Source organism: Pseudoalteromonas sp. N1230-9, from assembly GCF_032716425.1.
In the GTDB taxonomy this organism is placed as follows: Bacteria; Pseudomonadota; Gammaproteobacteria; order Enterobacterales; family Alteromonadaceae; genus Pseudoalteromonas.
On sequence record NZ_CP090419.1, the window covers coordinates 1,690,313 to 1,715,946 of the forward strand.

Below are 25,634 nucleotides of genomic sequence, written 5' to 3' on the forward strand. Positions count from 1 at the left end.
AAGAGAGTGTTATGGATCAAACTACATCCCAAATTTATAAGCGCTTAATTAGTTATGTGAGTGATTATAAGCTTATTGCATTTTTTGCTATTGTCGGCATGATTGGTTACTCAGCAATGGATGCATTGTTTATCAATTTGATGAAACCATTTATTGATGAAGGTTTGAATGCCCGTAACACGCAAGTTCTAACTTATGCACCATTCGTGGTTATTGCATTGGTGTTAGGTCGTGGCATGTTTAATTATATGTCATCGTATTGCTTAAGCTATGTAGGCTCACAAGTTGTTAGAAGCTTACGTCAGCAATTGTTTGAGCATATCTTACATCTGCCTGTTTCTTTTCATGATAAAAACTCAAACGGTGATCTAATTTCAAAAATCACCTTCGATACTGAGCAAGTTCAACAGGCAATTACAAAAGCATTGCTTATTGTTGTTAGGGAAGGCGCCTTCGTGGTCTTTTTACTATTCAACATGTTTTATACCAGCTGGAAATTATCGCTAATATTCTTAGTTATTATCCCCTTAGTTGCAGTGATTGTTGCGTTTGTATCAAAACGTTTTCGCAAAATTTCAAAAAAAATTCAATCAGCTATGGGGCAAGTTACACGTAGCTCAGAGCAAATGCTATCGGGTCACAAAGTGATCCATGGTTTTGGTGGTCAAAAACAAGAAATTTCACAATTCTCGGCAATCAATAACCATAACCGTCAGCAGCGCATAAAAATGGATGCCACTAAAGCGCTCAGTGTTTCTGTTATTCAGATCCTAGCTGCGAGCGCGATGGCAGTGATTTTATGGGTTGTGTCTATGCCTTCGATGATTGACACCATTAGCTCAGGTGATTTCGTATTACTAATTTCATCAATGATGATGTTACTACGCCCATTAAAGCAGTTGTCTAATGTCAACAGTGACTTGCAACGTGGTATTTCTGCCGCGCAAAGTATCTTTTTAGTACTTGATGAAGAAGTAGAAAAAGACACAGGAACGCATAAAGCCGATAAAGTGACAGGGCACATTGACGTTCAAAACGTAACCTTTCGTTATCCTACAAAAGATGAACCTGTTTTAAAAAACTTATCACTTGAAATTAAAGCAGGAGAAAGCATTGCATTAGTAGGGCGCTCTGGCTCAGGAAAGTCAACAATTTCGAACCTTTTACCCCGTTATTATGAGCTCGAAGGAGAGAGTAAAATATTATTAGATGGGGTGCCATTGTCTGATTATAAACTAACTGATTTACGCAAACAGTTTGCTTTAGTGTCGCAACAGGTTGTTCTGTTCAATGACACAATTGCTAATAATATTTGCTATGGTTTAGATCGTGTTTTATCAGATGATGAATTAATGGCCGTTGCTAAACAAGCGCACGTTTGGGAGTTCGTTAAGGATTTACCAGAAGGTTTAAATACCATGGTTGGCGAGAACGGTGTGATGCTATCAGGGGGTCAGCGTCAACGCATTGCCATCGCGCGTGCTATCTTAAAAGATGCGCCTATTCTCATTCTAGATGAGGCTACATCTGCACTGGATACTGAATCCGAAAAACTAATTCAACAAGCACTTGATACTTTGATGAAGCAGAAAACATCGATAGTGATTGCACACCGCTTATCGACTATAGAAAACAGTGATTGTATTTATGTAATTGATCATGGTCAGGTTATCGAAAAAGGCACGCATTCTGAACTTTTAAGTAAAGACGGTACTTATTCGGCCTTATGTAAAATGCAGTTTGGTGAGCAGTAGTGAGTGTCATTGAAAAAAGCTGGTATAAAAAACCAAGCCTATTAACTGTTTTACTCTTGCCGCTAAGTGTTATTTTTTGGTTGATTTCAACACTGCGAAAATACCTTTATAAAATTAATATACTCAAAGCGTTTAAAGCCCATGTGCCAGTAATTGTTGTTGGTAACATTAGTGTGGGGGGGAATGGTAAAACGCCGTTTGTTATTTGGTTAGCGCAGTATTTGCAACAACAGGGACTGAAGGTCGCAGTGATCAGTCGCGGTTATGGTGGTAAGTCAGCAAGTTATCCGCTTTTAGTCACTGATGATACAGCCACAAGTGAAGCGGGTGATGAACCGGTTCTTATTAAACGTCGTTTAGGCTGTGTTGTGATGGTTGGCCCTGATCGCCAAGCAAGTATTGAGCAGTTACAAAACCACGACATCGATATCATTATTTCAGATGACGGTATGCAACATTATAAAATGGCGCGTGATATAGAGTGCTGTATTGTAGATAGTGAACGTCAATTTGGTAATGGACTTTTAATGCCGGCAGGCCCACTTCGAGAAGCGAAAGCACGGTTAAAGTCAGTTGATTTAGTTGTCGAGAATGGTGGCGAAACAACATACCGTTATGATTTGAATGCAAGTCAATTTAGATTAGTATCGTCGTCTGAACAAGTTACAGAAACGCCAACAAACGGACACGTGATCAGCGCCATTGGCAACCCAGCACGCTTTGAGTTGAGCCTTGAAAAACAAGGTATAAATTTATTATCGACACATCATTTTCGGGATCATTATAATTACCAAGCAACTGACTTTTTTGCATTTGGGAATGAGCCCGTGTTTATGACTGAAAAAGACGCCGTAAAATGCTTTAGTTTTGCTAAGTCAAATTGGTATTATCTACCCGTAGACGCTAGGCCAACTGCCGCTGTTATTGAAAAATTAAATTCATTATTAAAACAAAAAGGGATCCTCCATGGCCTTTGATACAAAATTACTTGAAATTATTGCTTGCCCAGTGTGTAAGGGTAAGTTGCGCCTTGATAAAGAAAATCAAGAGCTTATTAGTACAGCTGCGAAATTAGCTTATCCGATTAAAGATGATATTCCAGTACTTCTTGAAAACGAAGCGCGTGAACTAAGCCAAGAAGAGGTTGATAAGTGGAATTCGTAGTAGTCATCCCTGCTCGTTACGCTTCTAGCCGTTTACCAGGTAAACCTTTAGCGGATATATGTGGTAAACCGATGATTCAGCATGTTTATGAAAAAGCGGCTTCATCGGGTGCCAGTGCGGTGTATATTGCTACCGATCATCAAGCCGTGTTTGATGTTGTAAAGGGCTTTACAGATAAGGTATTAATGACAAGAGAAGATCATCAATCTGGTACAGAACGTCTTGCCGAAGTTGTTGAAAAGCTCAATCTTACAAGTGACACTATTGTTGTTAATGTACAAGGTGATGAGCCATTACTTGCCAGTGAAAACGTAAGTCAAGTTGCAAAATTACTGGCAGAGTCAGATGCACCCATGGCAACGTTAAGTGCAAACATTAATGACATAGATGACATTTTCAATCCTAATTGTGTCAAAGTTGTCAGTGATACAGAAAAAAATGCCCTGTATTTTTCGCGTTCACCCATTCCTTACCATCGTGAAGCAATGATGAACGATGATAATAGTAAACTAAATCTTGCTGACTATGCGCGTCATATTGGTATTTACGCTTATCGCGCAGGCTTTATTCAACAATATATTGCGCTACCTGAGTCGCGTCTAGAACAGCTTGAGTCACTTGAGCAATTACGTGTTTTATACCATGGTTATAAAATTAAAATTGCAGGAGCTGTGTGTGAGCCTCAAGCCGGTGTGGATACACCTGAAGATCTCACACGTGTCATAGCCGCTTTGAGCAACTAGTAACAATGACTGAAATGAATAGGGTTCATCTTCATGCACGTGAAGATGACTTTTTTGTTTTTTACAAACCAGCAGGTGTTAGCTTTCACAGTGAAGAATGTGCTGGCTTTGTCGTGCTTGCAGAGCAACTAGTGAACGAAAAGTTATTTCCTGTTCATCGCCTCGATAAAGTGACTTCGGGGTTAATTATTTTAGCTCGAAACAAACAGGCCGCAGCGGAGTTTACAACGCTTTTCACAGCGCATCTGGTTAATAAGTTTTATATAGCCGTTAGCGATACTAAGCCTAAAAAAAAGCAAGGCTGGATTAAAGGCGATATGCAAAAAAGTCGCCGAGGGTCATTTAAGTTACTAAAAAGCCAAGAAAACCCAGCGGTTACTCGCTTTTACTCTAAGAGTATTCGCCCAGGCTTGCGTGCATATTTATTAAAACCATTTTCTGGTAAGACACATCAATTAAGAGTGGCAATGAAAAGTATTGGTGCCCCTATACTCGGTGATGCCACTTATGCTGGGAGCTTGGATGAGCGAACTAACTTGCATGCCTATGCATTGCAGTTTAGCTATAAAGGGCAGCTTAAAGAATATCGGTATGCGCATACAACTGGCGCATATCTCAATGAAGTTTTTAACGCAGACGAATTCAAAGAGTGGCAGACTCCTTGGACGTTGGATTGGTAAATGAAAGAAACAACACAAGACATTCGCTTTGGCGGTATTAAGCGTTTATATGGTCATCAACAATTTGATTGGCTGCAACAAGCACATTTTTGTGTCATCGGTATTGGTGGCGTAGGCAGTTGGGCTGCTGAGGCGTTAGCACGTACGGGGGTTGGTCAACTGACATTGATAGACCTAGATGATATATGCGCAACCAATGTTAATCGTCAAATACACGCTTTGACTGGCACCGTAGGTGAAGCAAAAGTCGAAGCAATGAAAACACGTTGTGAGCTGATTAACCCAGATATTAAAATTAATGTTATTGATGACTTTATAACGCTAGATAATATTCGTGAGCATATTCAAGGTTTTGATTATGTGATTGATTGTATTGATGCCGTGAAAGAAAAAGCGGCGCTAATTGCCCATTGTAAACGTATAAAATTACCCGTTATCACAACCGGTGGCGCCGGTGGACAAACCGATCCAAGTCAAATCAGTTTTGGTGATGTTGCTAAGACAACGCATGATCCACTACTTGCAAAAGTCCGTTATATCTTACGAAAACAGTACAACTTTAGTAGCAATCCTAAGCGTAAGTTTAATGTCGATTGCGTTTATTCGACCGAGCAACTTGTCTATCCAACCTCAGAAGGTGACGTTTGCCAAGCAAAACAAGGTGCAGATGGTTCAATGAATATGGACTGTAACAACGGTTTTGGGTCTGCAACCATGGTTACAGGCAGCTTTGGCTTTTTTGTTGCAGCCAAAGCGATTAGAAAGTACTTAGATAAAAAACAGCGTAGTTTAAAGTAACGTTTTTTAGCGCTTTTGCTCGGCCATGGTTTGAATTTTATCGACCATGGCTTTTATGCCATTACCACGAGAAGGGCTTAAATGGCTAATTAGACCAAGTCGTTCAAATTCATCATACGCATTTATTTGAGTTGCTTGCTGTGGTGTTAGACCATTGTATAAGGCTAAAATTAATGCCAGTAACCCTTTAACAATTCGAGTATCGGAATCTCCAGCCAACACTAGGCTATTCTCCGTGTGATCAAACTCAATATATAACCAAACTTTACTTTCACAGCCTTTAACTAACGCATCATCTACCTTTAGCGCTTCAGGCATAACGGGTAGCTGTTTACCTAATAGCATTATTTGGCGGTACTTTTGTTGCCAGCCTGCTGCATTTTCAATGTCTTTTGTTACGGCTTGAAAAGGTGAATTCATGTTTTATCCAAGTTTAATCTAATAATTCAATACTATTTTTAAGGGCGGTGACAAGTGCATCAACGTCCTCTTTAGTATTGTATAAAGCGAAGCTGGCTCTAACAGTACCCGAAATTGATAATTGGCTCATAATCGGTTGGGTACAGTGATGACCACTTCGTACAGCAACACCAAAACCATCTAACAAAGTCGCTAAATCGAAAGGGTGCTCATTTTTGTAATTAAAGCTGATGTTACCAATGTTATTGTGATGTTGAGAGTAAATGGTAATACCATCAATTGCTGATAATTGTTTTATCGCATAACTGAAAACTGTATGCTCATGTTGACGCATCTGCTGAAAATTTAACGAAGTTAAATATTCAATTGCCTCATTAAAGGCTATGACACCCGCAATATTTGGGGTTCCTGCTTCAAATTTTCCTGGTGCCTCTCGAAAAGTACTTTGTGTTAAGCTCACTGTTTCAATCATTTCGCCACCTGTTTGGTAAGCATCAAGTGAATTTAACAATTCAAAGCGGCCGTATAAGCCACCTAAGCCTGTTGGGCCAAGCATTTTATGTGCGGAAAACACATAAAAATCACAATCAATTTCTCGTAAGTTGGGGCGTAAGTGCATTGCAGCCTGTGCACCATCGATGACTGAAATAGCATTAATATCTTTACACGCTTTGATGATAGGGGCTAAGTCTGTGATATTCCCCAGCGTGTTTGATGCATGTGTGATAGCAACGACTTTGGGCTTATGTTGTTCGATAAACTCTGCGCACTGTTGAGCGTCAATGACCAAATCACTCGTAATTGGTAAAACAATTAATTCAGCGCCAATGCGCTTCACAAGTTGTTGCCAAGGCACAATATTCGCATGATGTTCAATAGCTGAAATAGCGACTTTATCACCCGCTTTCAGTTTAGATGTTAAGCCGTTCGCAATTAAATTAATCGACTCAGTCGCCCCTTTCGTCCAGACTAGCTCATTACTTTCTACCTGAAAATAGTCGGCAAGGCTTGTACGGGCTTGTTCGTACTTACGAGTTGCGTTGTCACTAAGAGTATGACGACCACGGTGTACATTAGCGTTTTCGGCATTGTAAAAATGCGAGAGTGCATCAATGACCGTTTGAGGCTTGTGTGATGTGGCTGCTGAATCTAAGTAGATTAATGGCTGCCCATTAATTTGTTGCTTAAGCAGAGGAAAGTCAGCACGTATTTTTGCAATATCAAACATGGAAGCCCTTTTACAGCGTGAATGCGACGATTTTAATTATTTTGTATAAATAGACAAGTCTAGGGCAATAAAAAAGGCCGCTGTGCGGCCTTTTTTAAGCATTTAAGCAAAAATTAACGCTTGTCCGTTGATACGTAGTCGCGCTTTGTTTCACCAGTATAAAGCTGGCGAGGGCGGCTGATCTTGTGACCAGGTTGAGAAAGCATCTCATCCCAGTGAGAGATCCAACCAACAGTACGTGACATTGCAAAGATTACAGTGAACATGCTTGTTGGAATACCGATTGCTTTTAAGATGATACCTGAGTAGAAATCTACGTTAGGGTAAAGTTTCTTCTCAACAAAGTATGGGTCTTCTAGCGCAATTTGCTCAAGCTTCATTGCGATATCAAGAAGTGGATCTTGAATGTTTAGCTCAGCAAGTACTTCGTGACACGTTTGACGCATTACTGTTGCGCGTGGATCGAAGTTTTTGTATACGCGGTGACCAAAGCCCATAAGACGGAAAGGATCTGACTTATCTTTAGCTTTAGCAACATACTCGTCGATACGGTCAACAGAGCCAATTTCTTCTAACATGTTAAGACATGCTTCGTTAGCACCACCGTGCGCAGGGCCCCATAAAGATGCGATACCCGCAGCGATACACGCGTAAGGGTTAGCACCTGAAGAACCTGCTAAACGTACTGTTGACGTTGATGCGTTTTGCTCGTGGTCAGCGTGAAGCATAAAGATTTTATCCATTGCTTTAGCAAGCACTGGATTAACTTTGTACTCTTCAGCAGGTACTGAGAACATCATGTGTAAGAAGTTTTCAGCAAAGCTTAAATCGTTACGTGGGTAAACAAATGGCTGACCTACATTATATTTGTAAGCCATTGCTGCGATTGTTGGCAGCTTAGCAACAAGCTTGATAGCACTTGTTTTACGTTGTGTTGCATCAGTGATGTCTAAGTCTTCATGGTAGAACGATGAAAGCGCACCTACAACACCACATAGCATCGCCATTGGGTGAGCATCAAAGCGGAAGCCTTGGAAGAAGTTAGCAATCTTAGTATCTAGCATTGTGTTGTGCGTGATTTCTTGCGCAAATGCTTCGTACTGTTCTTTCGTTGGTAACTCACCGTTTAATAGTAAGTAGCAAAGCTCAACGTAGTTAGACTCGTCAGCAAGTTGTTCGATTGGGTAGCCGCGGTGTAATAAAACACCTTTACCGCCATCGATGTAAGTGATTGAAGATTCACAAGAACCGGTCGACATGAAACCTGGGTCGTAAGTAAAGTGACCGTGAGAACCTAGTGTACGTACGTCGATTACGTCTTGGCCAGCAGTGCCTTGGTAAATTGGAAGTTCGATTGGATCAAGACCATCAATATGGACCGTGGCTTTCTTATCCGCCATCTATTTATCTCCTATTAAGATAACAACTCTGATTGTTATGTTCTGAATCTGTTTAAGCACATTCTTTTCATTTTAACGTGAAAGAGGGGGTTAAAGTCAATTTTTATAAACATTATGCACAAATGGATAATAAATATTCTGTCAGGATTAAATATTATACCATTGGCTAATTCGCAAACGACTCTTACTAAACAAGAATTGTAAAAAGACCTCTGGCTATATATACTATCCAAGGTTTTATACCGTATTGTCTGTAGGTAAACTTTATTTTTACATTTGAGTTTTGCATAAGTGTGAACTTTTTGTGTATCAACACGGTTTACTTAGATAGTTCCATCGAAATTCATTTTGATGGGTTTTAGAAAAACAAGTAGATGAGCCCCTATGTGGGCAAGATGGGCAAGTAACTGTGAAAAAGCAAAGACCTGTAAATCTAGATCTAACAACTATATCTATGCCGGCAACGGCTAAAGCATCAATTTTTCACCGCGTCACCGGTGTTGCATTATTTTTTGCTTTAACGTTTGTCATTTGGGCGTGGTCTGAGTCTCTTTCTTCTGCAGAAGGTTTTGAATTCGTCAAGGGTCTGTTCAGCGGATTCATTGCCAAATTCATAGCATGGGGCACTATTTCTGTATTGGCGTATCACTTAATCGGTGGTATCCGTCATATCATTATGGATATGGGTCACTGGGAAGAACTTGAGTCAGGAAACTTCAGCGCTAAAGTTGCATTAGCTTTAGGCGTTGTAGCTGCAATTCTAGCAGGAGTGTGGATATGGTTTTAAATCAAGCAACTCTTAAACGTGATGGTGTACAAGATTACGTATCGCTTCGTGCGACAGCCTTAATAATCAGCGCTTACGCGATTTTTATTATCGGCTATTTCTTATGCACGCCTGAAGTCACTTTCGAAGCCTGGCAAGGCCTTTTTTCAAACCTAGCAATGAAAGGGTTTACGCTAATTACCCTAGTTTGCATTATGGTTCACACCCGTATCGGCCTTTGGCAAGTTCTTACTGACTATGTTAAATGCGCTAAATTACGTGCTGTTTTAGGCTTTGTATTAAACCTTATGGCTGTTGCTTACGTAGCAATTGGTCTAATCGTTTTATGGGGTGTTTAAGTGAATTATTCTGTTCGTGAATTTGACGCTGTAGTGATTGGTGCAGGTGGTGCGGGTATGCGCGCAGCTCTTGCTATCACTGAATCAGGCAAAACCTGTGCACTTATCTCAAAAGTTTTCCCTACACGTTCTCACACTGTGTCTGCACAGGGTGGTATTACGGTAGCTTTGGGTAACTCGCATGAAGATAACTGGGAATGGCACATGTACGATACGGTTAAAGGTTCCGATTTTATCGGTGACCAAGACGCTATCGAATATATGTGCAAAACAGGCCCAGAAGCTATTACTGAATTAGAAAACATGGGCTTACCATTTTCTCGTTTTGAAAATGGCCGTGTTTACCAACGTCCTTTCGGCGGTCAGTCGAAAAACTTTGGTGGTGAACAGGCTGCACGTACTGCAGCAGCAGCTGACCGTACTGGTCACGCGTTATTACACTGTCTTTACCAACAAAACGTTAAAAACAAAACAAACGTATTCTCTGAGTGGTATGCACTAGATTTAGTTAAAAACAGCGACGGTCACGTTGTTGGTTGTACAGCAATCGACATCGAGTCTGGCGAAGTTGTTTACTTCAAATCTAAAGCTGTTGTATTAGCAACAGGTGGTGCAGGGCGTATCTACGCATCGACAACGAATGCTCACATCAATACTGGTGACGGTGTTGGTATGGCTACACGTGCTGGCGTTGCAATGCAAGATATGGAAATGTGGCAGTTCCACCCAACAGGTATCGCCGGTGCAGGTGTACTTGTAACTGAAGGTTGTCGTGGTGAAGGTGGTTACCTTCTAAATAAAGACGGCGAACGCTTCATGGAACGTTACGCGCCAAATGCGAAAGACTTAGCGTCTCGTGACGTTGTTGCGCGTTCAATGATGACTGAGATCCGTGAAGGTCGTGGTTGTGAGGGTCCTTACGGTCCACATATCAAGCTTAAGCTTGACCACTTAGGTGAAGAAACACTTAACTTACGTCTTCCGGGCGTATGTGACCTTGCGAAAACATTCGCACACGTTGATCCAGCTAAAGAACCAATTCCAGTTATCCCAACATGTCACTACATGATGGGTGGTGTTCCAACTAACGTAAATGGTCAAGCATTACAAATTGATGCAAACGGCCAAGAGAAAGTAGTTGAAGGTTTATTCGCTGTTGGTGAGATTGCATGTGTATCTGTACACGGTGCTAACCGCCTTGGTGGTAACTCGCTACTTGACTTAGTTGTATTCGGCCGCGCTGCTGGTAACTTCTTAGGTAAGTACCTTAACGGTGTTGAAGCAGGTAAAGATGCGTCTGAATCAGACCTTGAAGCATCACTTGCACGCTTTAACCGTTGGGAAAATTCTAAAGCTGGCCAAGGTGAAGACCCAGTACAAATCAAGAAAGATCTACAAATGTGTATGCAACTTAACTTCTCGGTATTCCGTGAAGGTGATGCAATGGCAACAGGTCTTAAAGAGCTTAAAGAAATTCGTGAACGTCTTCAGTATGCGCGTCTTGACGACAAGTCAACAGAGTTCAATACTGCACGTATCGAATGTTTAGAGCTAGATAACTTGATGGAAACAGCTTACTCAACTGCAGTAGCTGCAAACTTCCGTACAGAAAGCCGTGGTGCACACTCTCGTTTTGACTACCCAGATCGCGATGACGAAAACTGGTTATGTCACTCAATCTACGATCCTAAGAGCGAAGAAATGAGCAAACGTGATGTAAACTACGCGCCGAAACTGCGTGAAGCTTTCCCACCTAAAGCACGTACATACTAGGAGCGAGACGATGGCACAAGTACAATTTTCGGTTTATCGTTACAATCCAGATGTTGATAATGCACCACGTATGCAGGACTTCTCGTTAGAAACGCAAGAAGGCCAAGATATGATGGTATTGGATGCGCTTATGCAATTAAAAGAGCAAGATCCAACATTATCATTCCGTCGTTCATGCCGTGAAGGTGTGTGTGGTTCAGACGGCATCAACATGAATGGTAAAAACGGTTTAGCGTGTATTACACCTTTATCAACGCTACTAAAAGGTGGCAAAGGTAAAATCGTAATTCGTCCTTTACCAGGCTTACCAGTGGTACGTGACCTTGTTATTGACATGAGTCAGTTCTACACTCAATACGAAAAGGTAAAACCTTATCTAATTAATGACACGCCTGCGGCGGGTGAGCGTCTTCAATCAATTGAAGAGCGTGATAAGTTAGATGGCTTGTATGAGTGTATTTTATGTGCATGTTGTTCAACATCGTGTCCTTCGTTCTGGTGGAATCCAGACAAGTTCATTGGTCCTGCAGGCCTTCTTCATGCGTATCGTTTCTTGGCAGATAGCCGCGATACAGCAACTGAAGAGCGTTTAGCAGACCTTGACGATGCGTTCAGCGTGTTCCGTTGTCACAGTATCATGAACTGTGTTAGCGTGTGTCCAAAAGGTCTTAATCCGACCAAAGCGATTGGACAAATCAAATCAATGCTTTTAAACCGCTCGGTTTAAGGGTATTGAATATGTAAGGTGGTTAATTTATTAACCACCTTGTTTTTATAACAATTAATTTCTGCGCTAAAGAAAAGGGCTTATAAATGCACGAAGGTGTGATGAAGGCATGGCTAGAATCTTCTCACTTAAACGGCGGTAACGTTGCTTACGTAGAAGAGCTTTATGAAGCGTACTTAGATGATGCGACTTCTGTGCCAGAAGAATGGCGAGAAGTGTTCGAACAATTACCAAAAGTTGATGGTGTGGATGTTGACGTTAAACATTCAGAAGTTCGTGCACAATTTGCGGAGCTTGCTAAAAACAAGCATAGAGAAGTAGTGGTAGCAGAGGGTGGCTCTGGCGATCCTAAACAGGTCAAAGTGCTGCAACTTATTAATGCTTTCCGTTTCCGTGGTCACCAAAATGCCAACCTAGATCCATTAGGTATTTGGCAACGCGAACGTGTTCGTGATCTTGAATTGGAATATCACGAATTATCAGAAGCTGATTTTGACCGTGAATTCAATGTGGGTTCGTTTGCCGTAGGTCGCGAAACCATGCCTCTTGGTGAGTTATACCAAGCACTAAAAACGACCTATTGTGGGTCAGTTGGTGCTGAGTACATGCACATCACTTCAACTGAAGAAAAACGTTGGTTACAACAGCGTTTGGAATCAGTGCAATCACGTCCTACTTTTTCAAAAGATGAGAAGCTGCGTATCCTTAAAGGTTTAACTGCTGCTGATGGTCTTGAAAAGTATTTAGGCGCAAAATTCCCTGGTGCTAAACGTTTCTCACTTGAAGGTGGTGATGCATTAGTACCTATGCTTAAAGAGCTAATTCATCGTGCAGGCGAAAGCGGGCAAAAAGAAGCCGTTATTGGTATGGCTCACCGCGGTCGTTTGAACGTACTAGTAAACGTATTAGGTAAAAATCCTTCTGATTTATTTGATGAGTTCGCTGGTAAACACAAAGACACATTAAGCTCAGGTGATGTGAAGTATCACATGGGTTATTCATCTGACTTTGCAACTAAGGGTGGCAATGTGCATATGGCACTTGCGTTTAACCCATCTCACCTTGAAATCGTAAACCCAGTAGTTATGGGCTCGGTTCGTGCGCGTTTAGACCGCTTAGGTGATAAGTCAGGTATCAAAGCATTACCAATTACTATTCACGGCGACTCTGCGATTGCAGGTCAAGGTGTTGTTCAAGAGACATTTAACTTATCGCAAACTAATGCATTTAGTTGTGGTGGTAGTATCCGTATCGTTGTTAATAACCAAGTTGGTTTTACAACATCGAAACAGTCGGATGTACGTTCTACACCATACTGTACTGATATTGCGAAAATGGTTCAGGCACCAATTTTCCACGTTAACTCTGATGATCCTGAAGCAGTTGCATTTGTTACACAAATCGCCCTTGATTTCAGAAATCAATTTAAACGTGACGTAGTGATTGATTTAGTATGTTATCGCCGCCACGGCCATAACGAAGCGGATGAGCCAAATGCGACTCAGCCTCTTATGTACCAAAAAATCAAAAAGCACCCAGTACCGCGTCTTATCTATGCAGACCAACTCGTGTCTGAAGGCTCATTCTCAGAAGAAGAAATAAAAGCACTTGCTGATGAATACCGTAATGGCCTTGACGGTGGTAATTGTGTTGTTGAAGAAATTCAACCAGAAACATCACACTCTTCTGATTGGGCTAAATTTGTTGGTCACGATTGGAATGTAGAGTATGACGCAAAAGTCTCAGTAGAAAAGCTTAAAGAACTTGGCAATATCGTTGCTAGCTACCCTGAAGGCCACAAAGCGCAATCACGTGTTAAGAAAATCTACGATGATCGTAAACAAATGGCTGCCGGTGAAAAACCACTTGATTGGGGTATGGCAGAAACACTTGCTTACGCAACCCTTGTTGATGCGGGTACTGACATTCGCTTAACAGGCCAAGATTCTGGTCGCGGTACGTTCTTCCATCGTCATGCTGTTGTTCATAATCAACAAGATGCATCTACCTACTTACCACTGCAAAACATCAGTGAGAATCAAGGTGCATTTGAAGTATACGATTCTGTATTATCTGAAGAAGCAGTCCTTGCATTTGAATACGGTTATGCAACCGCTGAGCCTACATCACTTGTTATGTGGGAAGCACAGTTTGGTGACTTTGCTAATGGTGCGCAAGTTGTATTTGACCAATTCTTAAGCTCAGGTGAGCAAAAGTGGGGCCGTTTATGTGGTCTTACATGTTTACTTCCTCATGGTTATGAAGGTCAAGGCCCTGAGCATAGTTCAGCACGTCTTGAGCGTTTCTTGCAATTGTGTGCTGATCACAATATGCAAGTGTGTGTACCTTCAACACCTGCGCAAGTATATGCAATGCTGCGTCGTCAATCGGTACGCCCACTTCGTCGTCCATTGATTGTTATGACACCTAAGTCGTTACTTCGTCACCCGCTGGCAACATCAACACTGGAAGAGTTATCTGAAGGTGTGTTCCACAATATGATCGATGAAATCGATGATATTGCCGCTGATAAAGTGGAACGCGTTGTATTTTGTAGTGGTAAAGTTTACTACGAGCTACTACAAGAGCGTCGTAAGCAAGAATTAGATAACATCGCTATTGTTCGCGTTGAGCAGCTATATCCATTCCCTCATGATGAGATGGATACAATCATGCAGCGTTACCAGCATGTTAAAGACTTTGTGTGGTGCCAAGAAGAGCCGCAAAACCAAGGTGCGTGGTATTGTTCACAACACCATTTTGTTGATGCAATCCCGCAAGGTGCTAAATTGACTTACGCTGGTCGTAAAGCTTCGGCATCGCCTGCATGTGGTTACATGTCAGTGCATACAAAAGAACAACAAGCGCTCGTTGCAGATGCGCTTACTATTGAAAAGAAAGGATAAGCAATGAGCACAGAAATTAAAGTTCCTGTACTTCCTGAGTCGGTTGCTGATGCAACCGTAGCGACTTGGCACGTAAGTGTTGGCGATAAAGTAAGCCGTGACCAGAACTTGGTAGATATTGAAACAGACAAAGTTGTTTTAGAAGTTGTTGCACCAAATGACGGTGTAATTACTGAAATTTCACAAGGAGAAGGTGCAACTGTTCTTGGCGAGCAAGTAATTGCTTTACTTGGTGATGCAGATGCAGCACCAGCAAGTGATGACACTGCTAAAGAATCAGCACCAGCTAAATCAGAAGAAGACGCGCCGGCTGCGGCGCAATCAGCACCAGCATCAGAAGGTAAAGAAGTGGACATTAAAGTACCTGTACTTCCAGAATCAGTCGCAGACGCGACAATTGCTACATGGCATGTACAACCAGGCGAAGCGGTAACTCGCGACCAAAACTTAGTTGACATCGAAACTGATAAAGTTGTTCTTGAAGTTGTTGCTCAAGATGACGGTATCATGGGTGAGCACATTCACGCAGAAGGTGAAACTGTGCTAGGTGAGCAAGTAATCGGTACTGTTAAAGCCGGTGCTGCGCCAGCTAAATCTGCTGCTAAAGAAGAAGCGCCAGCTGCTTCTAGCGACTCAAGTGACAGCTCTGACGTATTAACACCGTCAGTACGTCGTTTAATCGCTGAGAAAGGTCTTGATGCATCTAAAATCAAAGGTACTGGTAAAAATGGCCGTGTAACTAAAGAAGATGTAGATAAATTCTTAAAAGCACCTGCAGCTGCACCAAAAGCTGAAGCATCTGCACCAGCTGCGCCTATGGGTGACCGTACACAAAAACGTGTGCCTATGACACGTTTACGTAAAACAATTGCTAATCGTCTACTTGAAGCTAAAAACTCAACTGCGATGTTAACGACTTTCAACGAAGTTAATATGAAGCCAATCATGGACCTTCGTAAGCAGTACCAAGAAGTATTCGAAAAGCGTCATGGTATCCGTTTAGGTTTCATGTCTTTCTATGTGAAAGCAGTAACAGAAGCACTTAAGCGTTTCCCTGAAGTTAATGCATCTATCGACGGTGATGATATCGTTTATCACAACTACTTCGATATCAGCATCGCGGTTTCTACACCACGTGGTCTTGTAACACCAGTTCTTAAAGACTGTGACAAGCTATCAGTTGCTGAAATTGAGAAGGGCATCCGCGAATTAGCACTTAAAGGTCGTGATGGTAAATTATCTCTAGATGATATGACTGGTGGTAACTTCACTATCACTAACGGTGGTGTATTCGGTTCATTACTATCTACACCAATCATCAACTTACCACAGTCTTCAATCTTAGGTATGCACAAAATCCAAGATCGTCCTATGGCTGTTAACGGTAAAGTTGAAATCTTACCAATGATGTATTTAGCGTTATCTTACGATCATCGCCAAATTGATGGTAAAGAATCTGTAGGCTTCTTAGTGACAATTAAAGAGTTACTAGAAGATCCAACTCGATTATTACTAGATGTTTAATCTAGTTGTATAAAAACTAAGCTGTGAACCATGTTCGCAGCTTTTTTTTTGCGCCTTTGGTCTAACTGGGGTTTTCATGTCGAGCCTTGGGATTTATACTAGGTGCGCAATTTGGGATAGCTGTTTATTTGCATAAATATTCAGCTCTTTTAGTATAAAAAATTGGATAAAGCATCATGAATTTGCATGAGTATCAGGCAAAACAACTTTTTGCCGAATATGGTTTACCAGTTTCTCACGGTTACGCTTGCGATACACCTGAAGAAGCTGCAGCAGCTGCTGAGAAAATTGGCGGTGATATGTGGGTTGTTAAAACACAGGTTCACGCAGGTGGCCGTGGTAAAGCTGGCGGTGTTAAGCTAGTTAAAACAATCGACGAAGTGAAAGAGTTCGCTGCGAACTGGTTAGGTAAAAACTTAGTTACTTACCAAACAGACGAAAATGGTCAGCCAGTAGCTAAAATCCTTGTTGAAAGCTGCACTGACATCGCTAACGAATTATACCTTGGCGCTGTAGTAGATCGTGCTTCTCGTAAAGTTGTTTTCATGGCATCTACTGAAGGTGGTGTGGAAATCGAGCAAGTTGCAGAAGAAACTCCAGAATTAATTCACAAAGCTGAGATCGATCCACTAGTTGGCCCTCAAGCTTATCAAGCTCGTGAATTAGGTTTCAAACTTGGTTTAAACCCAACTCAAATGAAACAGTTCGTTAAGATCTTCATGGGTCTTGCTAACATGTTCAACGATTTCGATTTCGCTCTTTTAGAAATCAACCCGTTAGTAATCACAGACGAAGGTAACCTTCACTGTCTAGACGGTAAAATCGGTGTAGATGGTAACGCGCTTTACCGTCAACCTAAAATCCGCGAAATGCACGATCCTTCACAAGAAGATGCGCGTGAAGCTCACGCTGCTAGCTTCGAGCTTAACTACGTTGCACTAGACGGTAACGTTGGTTGTATGGTTAATGGTGCAGGCCTAGCAATGGGTACTATGGACATCGTAAACCTACACGGTGGTAAGCCAGCTAACTTCCTAGATGTTGGTGGCGGTGCGACTAAAGAGCGTGTATCTGAAGCATTCAAGATCATCCTATCTGACGACAACGTTAAAGCTGTTTTAGTTAACATCTTTGGTGGTATCGTACGTTGTGACATGATCGCAGAAGGTATCATTGGCGCAGTTAAAGAAGTAGGTGTAAATGTTCCTGTAGTAGTACGTTTAGAAGGTACTAACGCTGAACTAGGTCGTGAAGTTCTTGCAAGTTCTGACCTTAACATCATCGCTGCTGAGTCACTAACAGACGCAGCTGAAAAAGTTGTTGCTGCTGCGGAGGGCAAATAATGTCTGTATTAATCAATAAAGATACAAAAGTTATCTGTCAAGGTTTCACAGGTGGCCAAGGTACTTTCCACTCAGAGCAAGCGCTTGAGTATGGTACACAAATGGTTGGTGGTGTAAGCCCAGGTAAAGGCGGTCAAACGCACCTAGGTCTTCCAGTATTCAACACAGTACGTGACGCTGTAGAAGCAACAGGTGCAACTGCATCTGTTATTTACGTACCAGCTCCTTTCTGTAAAGATGCTATCTTAGAAGCTATCGATGCAGGCATCGAGCTTATCGTTTGTATCACTGAAGGTATCCCAACACTAGACATGGTTGACGTTAAAGTTAAGCTTGACCAAACTGGTGTTCGTATGATCGGTCCTAACTGCCCTGGTGTTATCACTCCGGGTGAAACTAAGATTGGTATCATGCCTGGTCATATCCACAAGCCTGGTAAAGTAGGTATCGTATCACGTTCTGGTACACTTACTTATGAAGCGGTTAAACAAACGACTGATGCTGGTTTCGGCCAATCAACGTGTGTTGGTATCGGTGGTGACCCAATCCCAGGCACTAACTTCATCGACGTTTTAGAAATGTTCGAAAAAGACGAGCAAACTGAAGCAATCGTTATGATCGGTGAAATCGGTGGTACTGCAGAAGAAGAAGCTGCTGAGTACATCAAGCACAACGTGACTAAACCTGTTGTTTCTTACATTGCGGGTGTTACTGCACCTCCAGGTAAGCGTATGGGTCACGCTGGTGCAATCATCGCAGGCGGTAAAGGTACTGCTGATGAGAAATTTGCTGCATTAGAAGCTGCGGGCGTAAAAACTGTACGTTCATTAGCTGATATCGGTAATGCACTTAAAGAGAAAACAGGCTGGTAATCAGTTTTAATCTCTTAAAAAGGCTCGCTTATGCGAGCCTTTTTTGTATCTTGTATATTGTTACTAATCGAAGTCAAAATTGATTCATAAAACAAGAATAATAATGCTTTATTTGTGAATATAAATTCTTTAGACTGATGCCTTGTTTATTCGTTTTTATTAAAAACATCCGATTTTACAAGGTAAATATTACGTGCGTACCACTGAATTGGTCGATGGATTTCGTCAGTCAACTCCTTATGTTAATGCCCACAGAGGCAAAACTTTTGTTGTAATGCTTGGTGGAGAGGCAATAGATCAGCCTGGTTGTCGCAGCATTATCAACGATGTTGCATTACTTACCAGCCTAGGTATTAAAATTGTTTTAGTGTTTGGCGCACGACCACAATTTAATGCAGCACTTGAGCAAGTTGGCATAACTAGTCAGTTCCATAATGAGATACGCGTAACGGATAACGCCACCTTTGATGTCATTAAAAAAGTGGCAGGTGCGATGCAATTTGATATTACGGCACGACTATCAACGTCTCTTAGTAGTACACCTTTGTCAGGCTCTTTTCTGAATGTTGTAAGTGGTAACTTTGTCATAGCACAGCCACTAGGTGTGGATGAAGGGGTTGATTATCATCACTCAGGAAGAGTGAGGCGCATCGACGTAGAGGGTATTCGCCATCAGTTAAATAATAACGGTATTGTGTTATTAGGGCCGATTGCGGCATCGGTTACCGGTGAAAGTTTTAATTTAACCGCAGAAGAAATTGCTACTCAAGTTGCGTTAAAACTGCGTGCCGATAAAATGCTAGGTTTCTGTGAAGAAGCCGGTATTTTAGATGAAAATGGCGAAGCAATCGCTGAGCTGATGCCAAATGAAGCGGAACGTGTTTTAGCGAATTACCGCAAGCAAGCTGATTCGTGTTTAAGTGCGACTGTTTTCTTACAAGCAGCAATTGATGCTTGCCGAGGCGGTGTGCATCGCTGCCACCTAGTGAGTTACAAAGAAGATGGCGCGTTACTACAAGAATTGTTCTCTTTAGATGGTATTGGTACACAAATCGCACCACAAAGTTCAGAGCAACTTCGTAGCGCGACTATCTCTGATATAACCGGTATCATTAACCTTATTAGACCGCTTGAGCAGCAAGGCTATTTAGTGCGTCGCTCACGAGAACAGCTTGAAATTGAAATTGAGCAATTTACAGTGATCGAACGTGATGGACTTATCATTGCCTGTGCAGCTTTGTATCCGTTTGCAGATGAACAAGTAGGGGAGTTCGCAAGCTTGGCTGTTCATCCTCAGTACCGAGATGCCGATCGCGGTAGTTATCTACTGAGGTTTATTATTAATAAAGCTAAACGTGCGGGCTACTCGCATTTATTCGCACTGACTACACGGAGTATTCACTGGTTTTTAGAGCAGAGTTTTGAATTGGTAACAGTCGATGAGTTGCCAGCTAAGAAAAAAGCGCTTTATAACTATGAGCGACGTTCTAAGGTGCTGCGATTAGACCTTACTAAGTTGAGTAAAAACAGGTAACCAAAAGGTGACGCAAGCGCGTCACCTTTCGTTTTCAATACTGTATTTATCTAATATTGATAGTTAATGTGCTGATAAAAACGCACTCGTAAATCTTGTCGAGTTGGGTTGAACGCCAGCTCATCGGTCACTTCATTAATTGCACTTTGAACTTGGTTCATAAACCGACCATAACCAATATCATGCTTATCTTTATCTGCGGCTGCAATCACAAAATGTAGCACGTCAACTAAACTATTGGCATTCCAGTAATGCTGTAATTGAGGCTCCTTGGTGTTGCAATCAAAGGTCAATTTTTGTAGTTCACTGTTGCTTTGAGCATTATCGATATGACTATTGCGCACTATAGGGCGGGTACCATTAGCGATAAAAGCCCCGAGTGTTAATTGGCGTTTTTCACATGCGCGTTTAAACGCATCAAAAATATATTGATAAAATTGTGTGTAGTTTGCTTCGTTAAGCATATGCTGGAACTGTGTTTTAATCGCACGCGTGACTGGAATTGAGAATCCCGCATAGGTCATTTCACTGTGCTCACTTGGTAAGTGACATTGACGAGACTGATAACGAGGGTAGAGGCTTCTTAATTTATAACCGTAGCTTTCTTTATGGCCTTTTGCTTTTGCAAACATGTCATAAGTAAGATGTTGGTGATCGCGAATTTTTAGCGAAGATTGGTTACTTAACAGCTTATCTTGTAAGCTGCTAATGACGCGCTGTACTTTGTGATGAAACTGGGCTGCATTTGCTCTGATTTCTTCACCTGTTGCCAAGAATAAGAAGCGAATCTTTTTACATTTTTCATCATCCGAAGCAAATATAGTGTGTGCTTCGTGGTATTGAGGATTGTAAAAAAACAGAATTTGTTTGGCGGTTTCTAAGCTATATGCCTCATCGTGATAACGAACCACGGGTAGTTTATCATTTGCGATTAGATGAACATTGTGAAGTTCGTATTCGTCGCATAGTGCAAATAATTCCCTTGCAAGACGCTTATAACTGCAGTTAACTGAGCTAAACTGCGCGAAAAACTCATCGTTTGGTTTAAATTCAACTAGCACATATTGGTTTGCACGTGCTGAGCTTGGAATATAGACTCGATGTTGATTGAGCGAAGCCATCTTTTTTCCTTATAAAAAGTAAAACTGTCGGGACTATATCGCTACTGGATGATCATTTTATTGCGTTAGAACAATTTTTTTACCGATTTTGTCGAGTCTGTGAACTATGTATTCAACAATCAGCTTAATATCTTCAATAAACATGATTCAACTACTGTATGTTAAGGTTTGTTTTTGTAATAATGCATTAGTTTTGTCACCATGCAATATTCAGAGGATTATGCTCCTATGGCGGAAATTGAGAATCGCCCAAGTAACTTTATTAGAACGCGTATCGATGAAGATCTCGCAAGCGGTAAGCATGCGACTACGCACACGCGTTTTCCACCAGAACCAAACGGTTTCTTACACATTGGTCATGCAAAGTCGATTTGCTTAAACTTTGGTATTGCCAAAGATTATCAAGGTCTTTGTAATTTACGTTTTGATGATACGAATCCAGAAAAAGAAGACATCAATTACGTAAATTCGATTAAAGAAGATGTGCAGTGGTTAGGTTTTAAGTGGGATGGTGAAATCAAGTATTCATCTAACTATTTCGACGCGTTATACGGCTATGCTGTTGAGCTTATCGAAAAAGGCCTTGCATATGTGTGTTTCTTATCGCCCGATCAAGCGCGTGAATACCGTGGTACGTTAAAAGAGCCAGGTAAAAATAGCCCATACCGTGATACATCGATTGAAGAAAACCGAGCGTTATTTGAAAAAATGCGTAATGGCGAATTCAAAGAAGGCGAGTGTGTACTTCGTGCAAAAATCGATATGGCAAGCTCATTCATGGTATTACGTGACCCGATTATATATCGTGTCCGTTTTGCTCATCACCACCAAACAGGTGACAAATGGTGCATTTACCCAATGTACGACTTTACGCATTGTATTTCTGATGCGCTAGAAGGCATTACACATTCATTATGTACGCTTGAGTTCCAAGACAACCGTCGTTTATACGATTGGGTGTTGGATAACATCAGCCTTGAGTGTCATCCGCAACAAATCGAGTTCTCACGATTAAATCTTGAGTACACCATTATGTCTAAGCGTAAATTAAACGACTTAGTGGTTAATGGTCATGTTGAAGGGTGGGACGACCCGCGTATGCCAACGATTGCTGGTTTACGCCGTCGTGGTTATACACCAGCATCAGTACGTGAGTTCTGTTCTCGTATCGGTATCACTAAACAAGAGAACATGGTTGAAATGGGTATGCTAGAAGCATGTATCCGTGAAGACCTAAATGAACATGCACCGCGTGCAATGGTTGTTCTTGAACCGGTGAAGATTGTTATCGAAAACTATGATGCAGATAAAGTAGAAACGTTATCTGTTGCAAATCACCCAAATAAAGAAGAGATGGGGCGTCGTGATGTGCCTTTCACTCGTGAACTGTATATCGAGCGTGAAGACTTCCGTGAAGAAGCAAATAACAAGTTCAAGCGTTTAGTTCTTGATAAAGAAGTACGTTTACGTGGTGCGTATGTAATTAAAGCTGAGCGCGTTGAAAAAGACGAAAACGGCGAAATTACAACTATCTTCTGTTCTTACGATCCTGAAACTCTGGGTAAAAACCCAAGTGATGGCCGTAAGGTTAAGGGTGTAATTCACTGGGTATCAGCAAGTGAATCAATCACAGCTGAAGTACGTTTGTACGACCGTTTATTTAACGTACCAAACCCAGCTGCTGCAGAAGACTTTAACGCAACTTTGAACCCAGAGTCACTCGTAGTGCTTGCGAACGCTAAAGTTGAGCCGTCACTTGCCAACGCACAAGCCGAGCAGGGCTTCCAGTTTGAGCGTACGGGTTACTTCTGTCGTGATAGCAAAGCAGAAACATTAGTATTCAATCAAACTGTGGGTCTTCGTGATTCATGGGCGAAGATTGAACAAAAGGGTTAAACCTTCTAATTAAATTTTTAAGTTTCTAAGCTTAATAAAAAACCCTTTCACTTTTAAAGTAAAAGGGTTTTTTTATAACGATTAAAAGTTAAGTCAAGTTAGAAATAACCGCGAATACCCAAGCTGAAATTACGACCTGGTAGTGGTGCTTTCTCTTTAATAAATGAGCTGTGTACGAAACCTAATTCATCGGTTAAGTTGTCAACATTAATATAAAGCTGTGTATCAACGGGGCCTAAATCAAGTTGGTAGTTAGCTGATGCATCAAACAATGTGTAACCATCTGTTTTTGTTTCATAGGCTGTGATATCTGACTGCTCAAAATAATGTGTACCTGTTAAGCTAAATTGCCAATCTGCAAATGTATATTGTAATTCAGAGCCAAGTTTATTGGCTGGCACACGCGGCAAATAGCCTTCACCATCTTTTAATTTTGCGGTTGTTGAATCACCAAATACTTTTACCAACGCACTCGGTGTAACTTGGTAATGAACATCAAACTCAACACCGTAAAGTTTTGCATCTTTACTCGCGAATTGATAAACCGCCATTGCATCTTCATCAGCATCAGCTGCTGATTCTAACCCGTGCTCTTCATCAAATACTAAGCCTGTATTTTGTTGGTAGTAGTAGTTTTCAATATCGTTATAGAAGAAATTAACTGTGTAACCAAAATCGCCAATAAAACGGCGGAAGCTTAAATCAAAATTGGTGGCAGTTTCTTGATCAATATTTTCCGGTTCAAAATGAATTCCACCATCTTCAATGTGATAACCAAGGCCTAATTCATAGGTACTAGTAGCAATGTGCACACCATTTGATAGTAGCTCAGCGCTGAGTGGTGCACGCTCTGAACGTGACACACTTAGAGCTACACTTTGACCTTCTTGATATTGCCAAATCGCACCTGCAGATAAGCTAAGGTTAGTGAAATCTTCGCTGTAGCTGATAATTTCAGCTTCTTCGTGTGTTTCTTCCTCGTGGTCATCTTCATGATCGTGATGGTGTTCACTCATGGTGACATCAGAGTCAATTTTGTAATCTTCGATTCGTGCACCGAGCTCAACCGTAACGTCACCAAATTGCCTTTCTTCGAGTAAAAATAATGCGTTTGAAGTTGTGGTACTGGCAGGGGTAAAGGCTTCTTCACCGTCTGCATCATAATCAGACTCATAAAAGTGATAGCCTGCTATGCCATGCCACTGTCCTAATTTATGCTCAACGGTGGCACGTGCTTCTGTTGTTTCGTTATGAAAAACAGTGCCGATTTCTCCACCTTCAATTTCAGCATGTTGATAATCAGTGTAACCAACACGAAGCGTAATATTTTCGATCCAGTTATCGTGCAATGCATAGCTCATGTAACCTTGCCAACGGTCTTGTTCTAAGCGTGCAAATACTGATTCTTCGTGCTCTTCTTCACCTTCATGATGCTCACCTTCTTCATGCTCGTCATGTTCATGATGATGGTGTTCATGAGCTGGAATACCATAGTCAGTTTCAATACGACCATAGGACATGCCTACCGTTAAATGTTCACCTACATAGCTAGTACCAAAATTTAGAGTTTCGCTGTCGATAAATGTGTTTTCTACGCTGTTAGCTGTTTCGTGCTCTTCATGCTCTTCACCTTCATGTTCTTCGTGCTCTTCAGGAAGCTCGAAGGTAGGTGTTTCATAATCGTGGCCTTTACGCTTAGTTCCGTCAAAATGGAAATTAAATCCGTTATTACCCGTTTCTAACTTAGCGGCGTAGGTATTGGTATTTGATACTGTATCGTGAGTGTATTGAGCAGCACCGGTTAAAGACTCGATGTTATCGGTAGGAATACGGTTATCAACAACGTTCACCACACCACCAATCGCGCCTGAGCCATAAAGTAGGGTAGCAGGGCCACGAAGTACTTCGATTTGTTCTGCAGCTAAGCTGTCGTTAGATGTGGCGTGATCTGGGCCAATACGTGAGGCATCGCTGCTATCAAGACCATTTTGGGTGATTTTTACACGTGGACCATCTAAGCCACGAATAATTGGGCTTGATGAAACTGGGCCAAAATAGCTCGCATTCACACCAGGTAAGCCTTTTAGTGTTTCACCTAAAGTTGGCTTGGCTTTGTTTTTTAAATTATCACCAGCAAGTACATTAACCGGTGAGATCATCTCTAAACTATTTTTATGTAGGGCTGACGCATAAACAACAACAGTTTCAACTGACGTCGGTGTTAGATTGACGACAACTGATTGGCTGTCACCAGAAATTTCTATACGTTTATCAATGTAGTTGTCTTTACTTATGTGGAGTTGGCCTTTGTTATCTACATCAATTTTAAATTGACCTGATTTGTCCGTTACCACTGTTTGTGATTTACCGTGAACATGAACTTCGGCATTTGCAATGGGTTGTTGCTTATCGTCTAGAACTTGACCTGAGATAACAGCTGCAAAGCTTGAATGTGAAAATAAAGCTGCTGCAACGGCACTTGAAAGTACTGTAAGTTTATTCATCGTTCCTACTTCTGAGTTTATTATTAATAATCTTGATATAATATAACACCTCATTTATGGCAAAACAATGACGTTATAGTATAACTTTTGTTTTGTCGCTATTTACCATACATCCGCTATAC

General features: G+C 41.5%; 21 protein-coding genes. 16 read left to right on the plus strand and 5 right to left on the minus strand.

The genetic code is table 11. The annotated features are described in order from the left end of the window. Window positions 1-11: 11 nt before the first annotated feature. The 6 genes from msbA to tcdA are packed head-to-tail and all read left to right on the plus strand — an operon-like array spanning window position 12 to window position 5,139. Window positions 12-1,754, plus strand: a complete 1,743-nt coding sequence (gene msbA / locus LY624_RS07930) for a lipid A export permease/ATP-binding protein MsbA (RefSeq protein WP_062568997.1) — start codon at window positions 12-14, stop codon at window positions 1,752-1,754. After that, the gene (gene lpxK / locus LY624_RS07935; protein ID WP_341804267.1) at window positions 1,754-2,731 is read left to right on the plus strand and encodes a tetraacyldisaccharide 4'-kinase; all 978 of its coding nucleotides are present in this window, start codon (window positions 1,754-1,756) and stop codon (window positions 2,729-2,731) included. The genes msbA and lpxK overlap by 1 nt, the downstream gene beginning before the upstream one ends. Beyond that, window positions 2,721-2,918: a Trm112 family protein gene (locus LY624_RS07940; RefSeq protein ID WP_036968654.1), complete on the plus strand. Its 198-nt coding sequence runs from the start codon at window positions 2,721-2,723 to the stop codon at window positions 2,916-2,918. Before lpxK ends, LY624_RS07940 begins: the two co-directional genes overlap by 11 nt. After that, window positions 2,906-3,661, plus strand: coding sequence for a 3-deoxy-manno-octulosonate cytidylyltransferase (gene kdsB / locus LY624_RS07945; protein ID WP_341804268.1), 756 nt, complete (start codon window positions 2,906-2,908; stop codon window positions 3,659-3,661). Before LY624_RS07940 ends, kdsB begins: the two co-directional genes overlap by 13 nt. 14 nt (window positions 3,662-3,675) lie before the next feature. Then, the gene (locus tag LY624_RS07950) at window positions 3,676-4,341 is read left to right on the plus strand and encodes a TIGR01621 family pseudouridine synthase (protein ID WP_445936727.1); all 666 of its coding nucleotides are present in this window, start codon (window positions 3,676-3,678) and stop codon (window positions 4,339-4,341) included. After that, a complete protein-coding gene (gene tcdA / locus LY624_RS07955; protein ID WP_062569001.1) occupies window positions 4,342-5,139 on the plus strand; it encodes a tRNA cyclic N6-threonylcarbamoyladenosine(37) synthase TcdA in 798 nt (265 codons plus the stop codon). A gap of 6 nt (window positions 5,140-5,145) precedes the next feature. Here the strand turns inward: tcdA and LY624_RS07960 are convergent, their stop codons facing one another. The 3 genes from LY624_RS07960 to LY624_RS07970 form a co-directional block, all read right to left on the minus strand. After that, the gene (locus LY624_RS07960) at window positions 5,146-5,559 is read right to left on the minus strand and encodes a SufE family protein (RefSeq protein ID WP_130149797.1); all 414 of its coding nucleotides are present in this window, start codon (window positions 5,557-5,559) and stop codon (window positions 5,146-5,148) included. A 13-nt stretch (window positions 5,560-5,572) separates the two neighbouring features. Beyond that, entirely contained in the window at window positions 5,573-6,787 is a 1,215-nt protein-coding gene (locus LY624_RS07965; RefSeq protein ID WP_341804269.1) for an aminotransferase class V-fold PLP-dependent enzyme, read from the minus strand. Between the two features lie 113 nt (window positions 6,788-6,900). Continuing rightward, window positions 6,901-8,187 (minus strand): citrate synthase, encoded by a 1,287-nt coding sequence (locus LY624_RS07970; RefSeq protein ID WP_062569004.1) that lies wholly within the window; start codon window positions 8,185-8,187, stop codon window positions 6,901-6,903. Between the two features lie 409 nt (window positions 8,188-8,596). On the opposite strand from LY624_RS07970, the gene sdhC reads away from it, so the two are divergent. From sdhC to argA, 9 genes are all read left to right on the plus strand, one after another. Then, window positions 8,597-8,974, plus strand: coding sequence for a succinate dehydrogenase, cytochrome b556 subunit (gene sdhC, locus LY624_RS07975; RefSeq protein WP_082401567.1), 378 nt, complete (start codon window positions 8,597-8,599; stop codon window positions 8,972-8,974). Beyond that, window positions 8,965-9,312 carry a succinate dehydrogenase, hydrophobic membrane anchor protein gene (gene sdhD, locus LY624_RS07980; RefSeq protein ID WP_062569005.1) on the plus strand — a complete coding sequence of 116 codons (348 nt, stop codon included), beginning with the start codon at window positions 8,965-8,967 and terminating at the stop codon, window positions 9,310-9,312. The genes sdhC and sdhD overlap by 10 nt, the downstream gene beginning before the upstream one ends. Beyond that, the gene (sdhA, locus tag LY624_RS07985) at window positions 9,313-11,085 is read left to right on the plus strand and encodes a succinate dehydrogenase flavoprotein subunit (protein ID WP_130149799.1); all 1,773 of its coding nucleotides are present in this window, start codon (window positions 9,313-9,315) and stop codon (window positions 11,083-11,085) included. Between the two features lie 10 nt (window positions 11,086-11,095). Beyond that, window positions 11,096-11,812 carry a succinate dehydrogenase iron-sulfur subunit gene (locus LY624_RS07990; RefSeq protein ID WP_062569007.1) on the plus strand — a complete coding sequence of 239 codons (717 nt, stop codon included), beginning with the start codon at window positions 11,096-11,098 and terminating at the stop codon, window positions 11,810-11,812. A gap of 86 nt (window positions 11,813-11,898) precedes the next feature. After that, window positions 11,899-14,718 carry a 2-oxoglutarate dehydrogenase E1 component gene (locus LY624_RS07995; RefSeq protein WP_130149800.1) on the plus strand — a complete coding sequence of 940 codons (2,820 nt, stop codon included), beginning with the start codon at window positions 11,899-11,901 and terminating at the stop codon, window positions 14,716-14,718. Window positions 14,719-14,721: 3 nt separating this feature from the next. After that, window positions 14,722-16,242, plus strand: a complete 1,521-nt coding sequence (gene odhB / locus LY624_RS08000) for a 2-oxoglutarate dehydrogenase complex dihydrolipoyllysine-residue succinyltransferase (protein ID WP_341804270.1) — start codon at window positions 14,722-14,724, stop codon at window positions 16,240-16,242. 176 nt (window positions 16,243-16,418) lie between these two features. Further along, the gene (gene sucC / locus LY624_RS08005; RefSeq protein ID WP_062569010.1) at window positions 16,419-17,585 is read left to right on the plus strand and encodes an ADP-forming succinate--CoA ligase subunit beta; all 1,167 of its coding nucleotides are present in this window, start codon (window positions 16,419-16,421) and stop codon (window positions 17,583-17,585) included. Further along, entirely contained in the window at window positions 17,585-18,457 is an 873-nt protein-coding gene (gene sucD, locus LY624_RS08010; RefSeq protein ID WP_062569011.1) for a succinate--CoA ligase subunit alpha, read from the plus strand. The genes sucC and sucD overlap by 1 nt, the downstream gene beginning before the upstream one ends. A 193-nt stretch (window positions 18,458-18,650) precedes the next feature. Further along, the gene (gene argA, locus LY624_RS08015) at window positions 18,651-19,991 is read left to right on the plus strand and encodes an amino-acid N-acetyltransferase (RefSeq protein WP_341804271.1); all 1,341 of its coding nucleotides are present in this window, start codon (window positions 18,651-18,653) and stop codon (window positions 19,989-19,991) included. Between the two features lie 50 nt (window positions 19,992-20,041). Here the strand turns inward: argA and LY624_RS08020 are convergent, their stop codons facing one another. Further along, entirely contained in the window at window positions 20,042-21,112 is a 1,071-nt protein-coding gene (locus LY624_RS08020; protein WP_130149803.1) for a DUF3083 family protein, read from the minus strand. Window positions 21,113-21,340: 228 nt separating this feature from the next. Here LY624_RS08020 and glnS point away from each other — a divergent pair, with 228 nt between their 5' ends. Then, a complete protein-coding gene (glnS, locus tag LY624_RS08025) occupies window positions 21,341-23,008 on the plus strand; it encodes a glutamine--tRNA ligase (RefSeq protein ID WP_341804272.1) in 1,668 nt (555 codons plus the stop codon). 98 nt (window positions 23,009-23,106) lie between these two features. Here glnS and LY624_RS08030 read toward each other — a convergent pair whose 3' ends face one another. Continuing rightward, the gene (locus tag LY624_RS08030) at window positions 23,107-25,512 is read right to left on the minus strand and encodes a TonB-dependent receptor (protein ID WP_341804273.1); all 2,406 of its coding nucleotides are present in this window, start codon (window positions 25,510-25,512) and stop codon (window positions 23,107-23,109) included. Window positions 25,513-25,634: the final 122 nt, after the last annotated feature.

What these genes read in the sequence shown, in the direction of transcription:
- msbA (WP_062568997.1), top strand. Translation starts at nt 12, where the DNA reads ATGGATCAAACTACATCCCAAATTTATAAGCGCTTAATTAGTTATGTG.
- LY624_RS07940 (WP_036968654.1), top strand. Translation starts at nt 2,721, where the DNA reads ATGGCCTTTGATACAAAATTACTTGAAATTATTGCTTGCCCAGTGTGT.
- LY624_RS07950 (WP_445936727.1), top strand. Translation starts at nt 3,676, where the DNA reads ATGAATAGGGTTCATCTTCATGCACGTGAAGATGACTTTTTTGTTTTT.
- tcdA (WP_062569001.1), top strand. Translation starts at nt 4,342, where the DNA reads ATGAAAGAAACAACACAAGACATTCGCTTTGGCGGTATTAAGCGTTTA.
- LY624_RS07960 (WP_130149797.1), bottom strand. Translation starts at nt 5,559, where the DNA reads ATGAATTCACCTTTTCAAGCCGTAACAAAAGACATTGAAAATGCAGCA.
- LY624_RS07965 (WP_341804269.1), bottom strand. Translation starts at nt 6,787, where the DNA reads ATGTTTGATATTGCAAAAATACGTGCTGACTTTCCTCTGCTTAAGCAA.
- LY624_RS07970 (WP_062569004.1), bottom strand. Translation starts at nt 8,187, where the DNA reads ATGGCGGATAAGAAAGCCACGGTCCATATTGATGGTCTTGATCCAATC.
- sdhD (WP_062569005.1), top strand. Translation starts at nt 8,965, where the DNA reads ATGGTTTTAAATCAAGCAACTCTTAAACGTGATGGTGTACAAGATTAC.
- LY624_RS07990 (WP_062569007.1), top strand. Translation starts at nt 11,096, where the DNA reads ATGGCACAAGTACAATTTTCGGTTTATCGTTACAATCCAGATGTTGAT.
- LY624_RS07995 (WP_130149800.1), top strand. Translation starts at nt 11,899, where the DNA reads ATGCACGAAGGTGTGATGAAGGCATGGCTAGAATCTTCTCACTTAAAC.
- odhB (WP_341804270.1), top strand. Translation starts at nt 14,722, where the DNA reads ATGAGCACAGAAATTAAAGTTCCTGTACTTCCTGAGTCGGTTGCTGAT.
- sucC (WP_062569010.1), top strand. Translation starts at nt 16,419, where the DNA reads ATGAATTTGCATGAGTATCAGGCAAAACAACTTTTTGCCGAATATGGT.
- sucD (WP_062569011.1), top strand. Translation starts at nt 17,585, where the DNA reads ATGTCTGTATTAATCAATAAAGATACAAAAGTTATCTGTCAAGGTTTC.
- LY624_RS08020 (WP_130149803.1), bottom strand. Translation starts at nt 21,112, where the DNA reads ATGGCTTCGCTCAATCAACATCGAGTCTATATTCCAAGCTCAGCACGT.
- glnS (WP_341804272.1), top strand. Translation starts at nt 21,341, where the DNA reads ATGGCGGAAATTGAGAATCGCCCAAGTAACTTTATTAGAACGCGTATC.
- LY624_RS08030 (WP_341804273.1), bottom strand. Translation starts at nt 25,512, where the DNA reads ATGAATAAACTTACAGTACTTTCAAGTGCCGTTGCAGCAGCTTTATTT.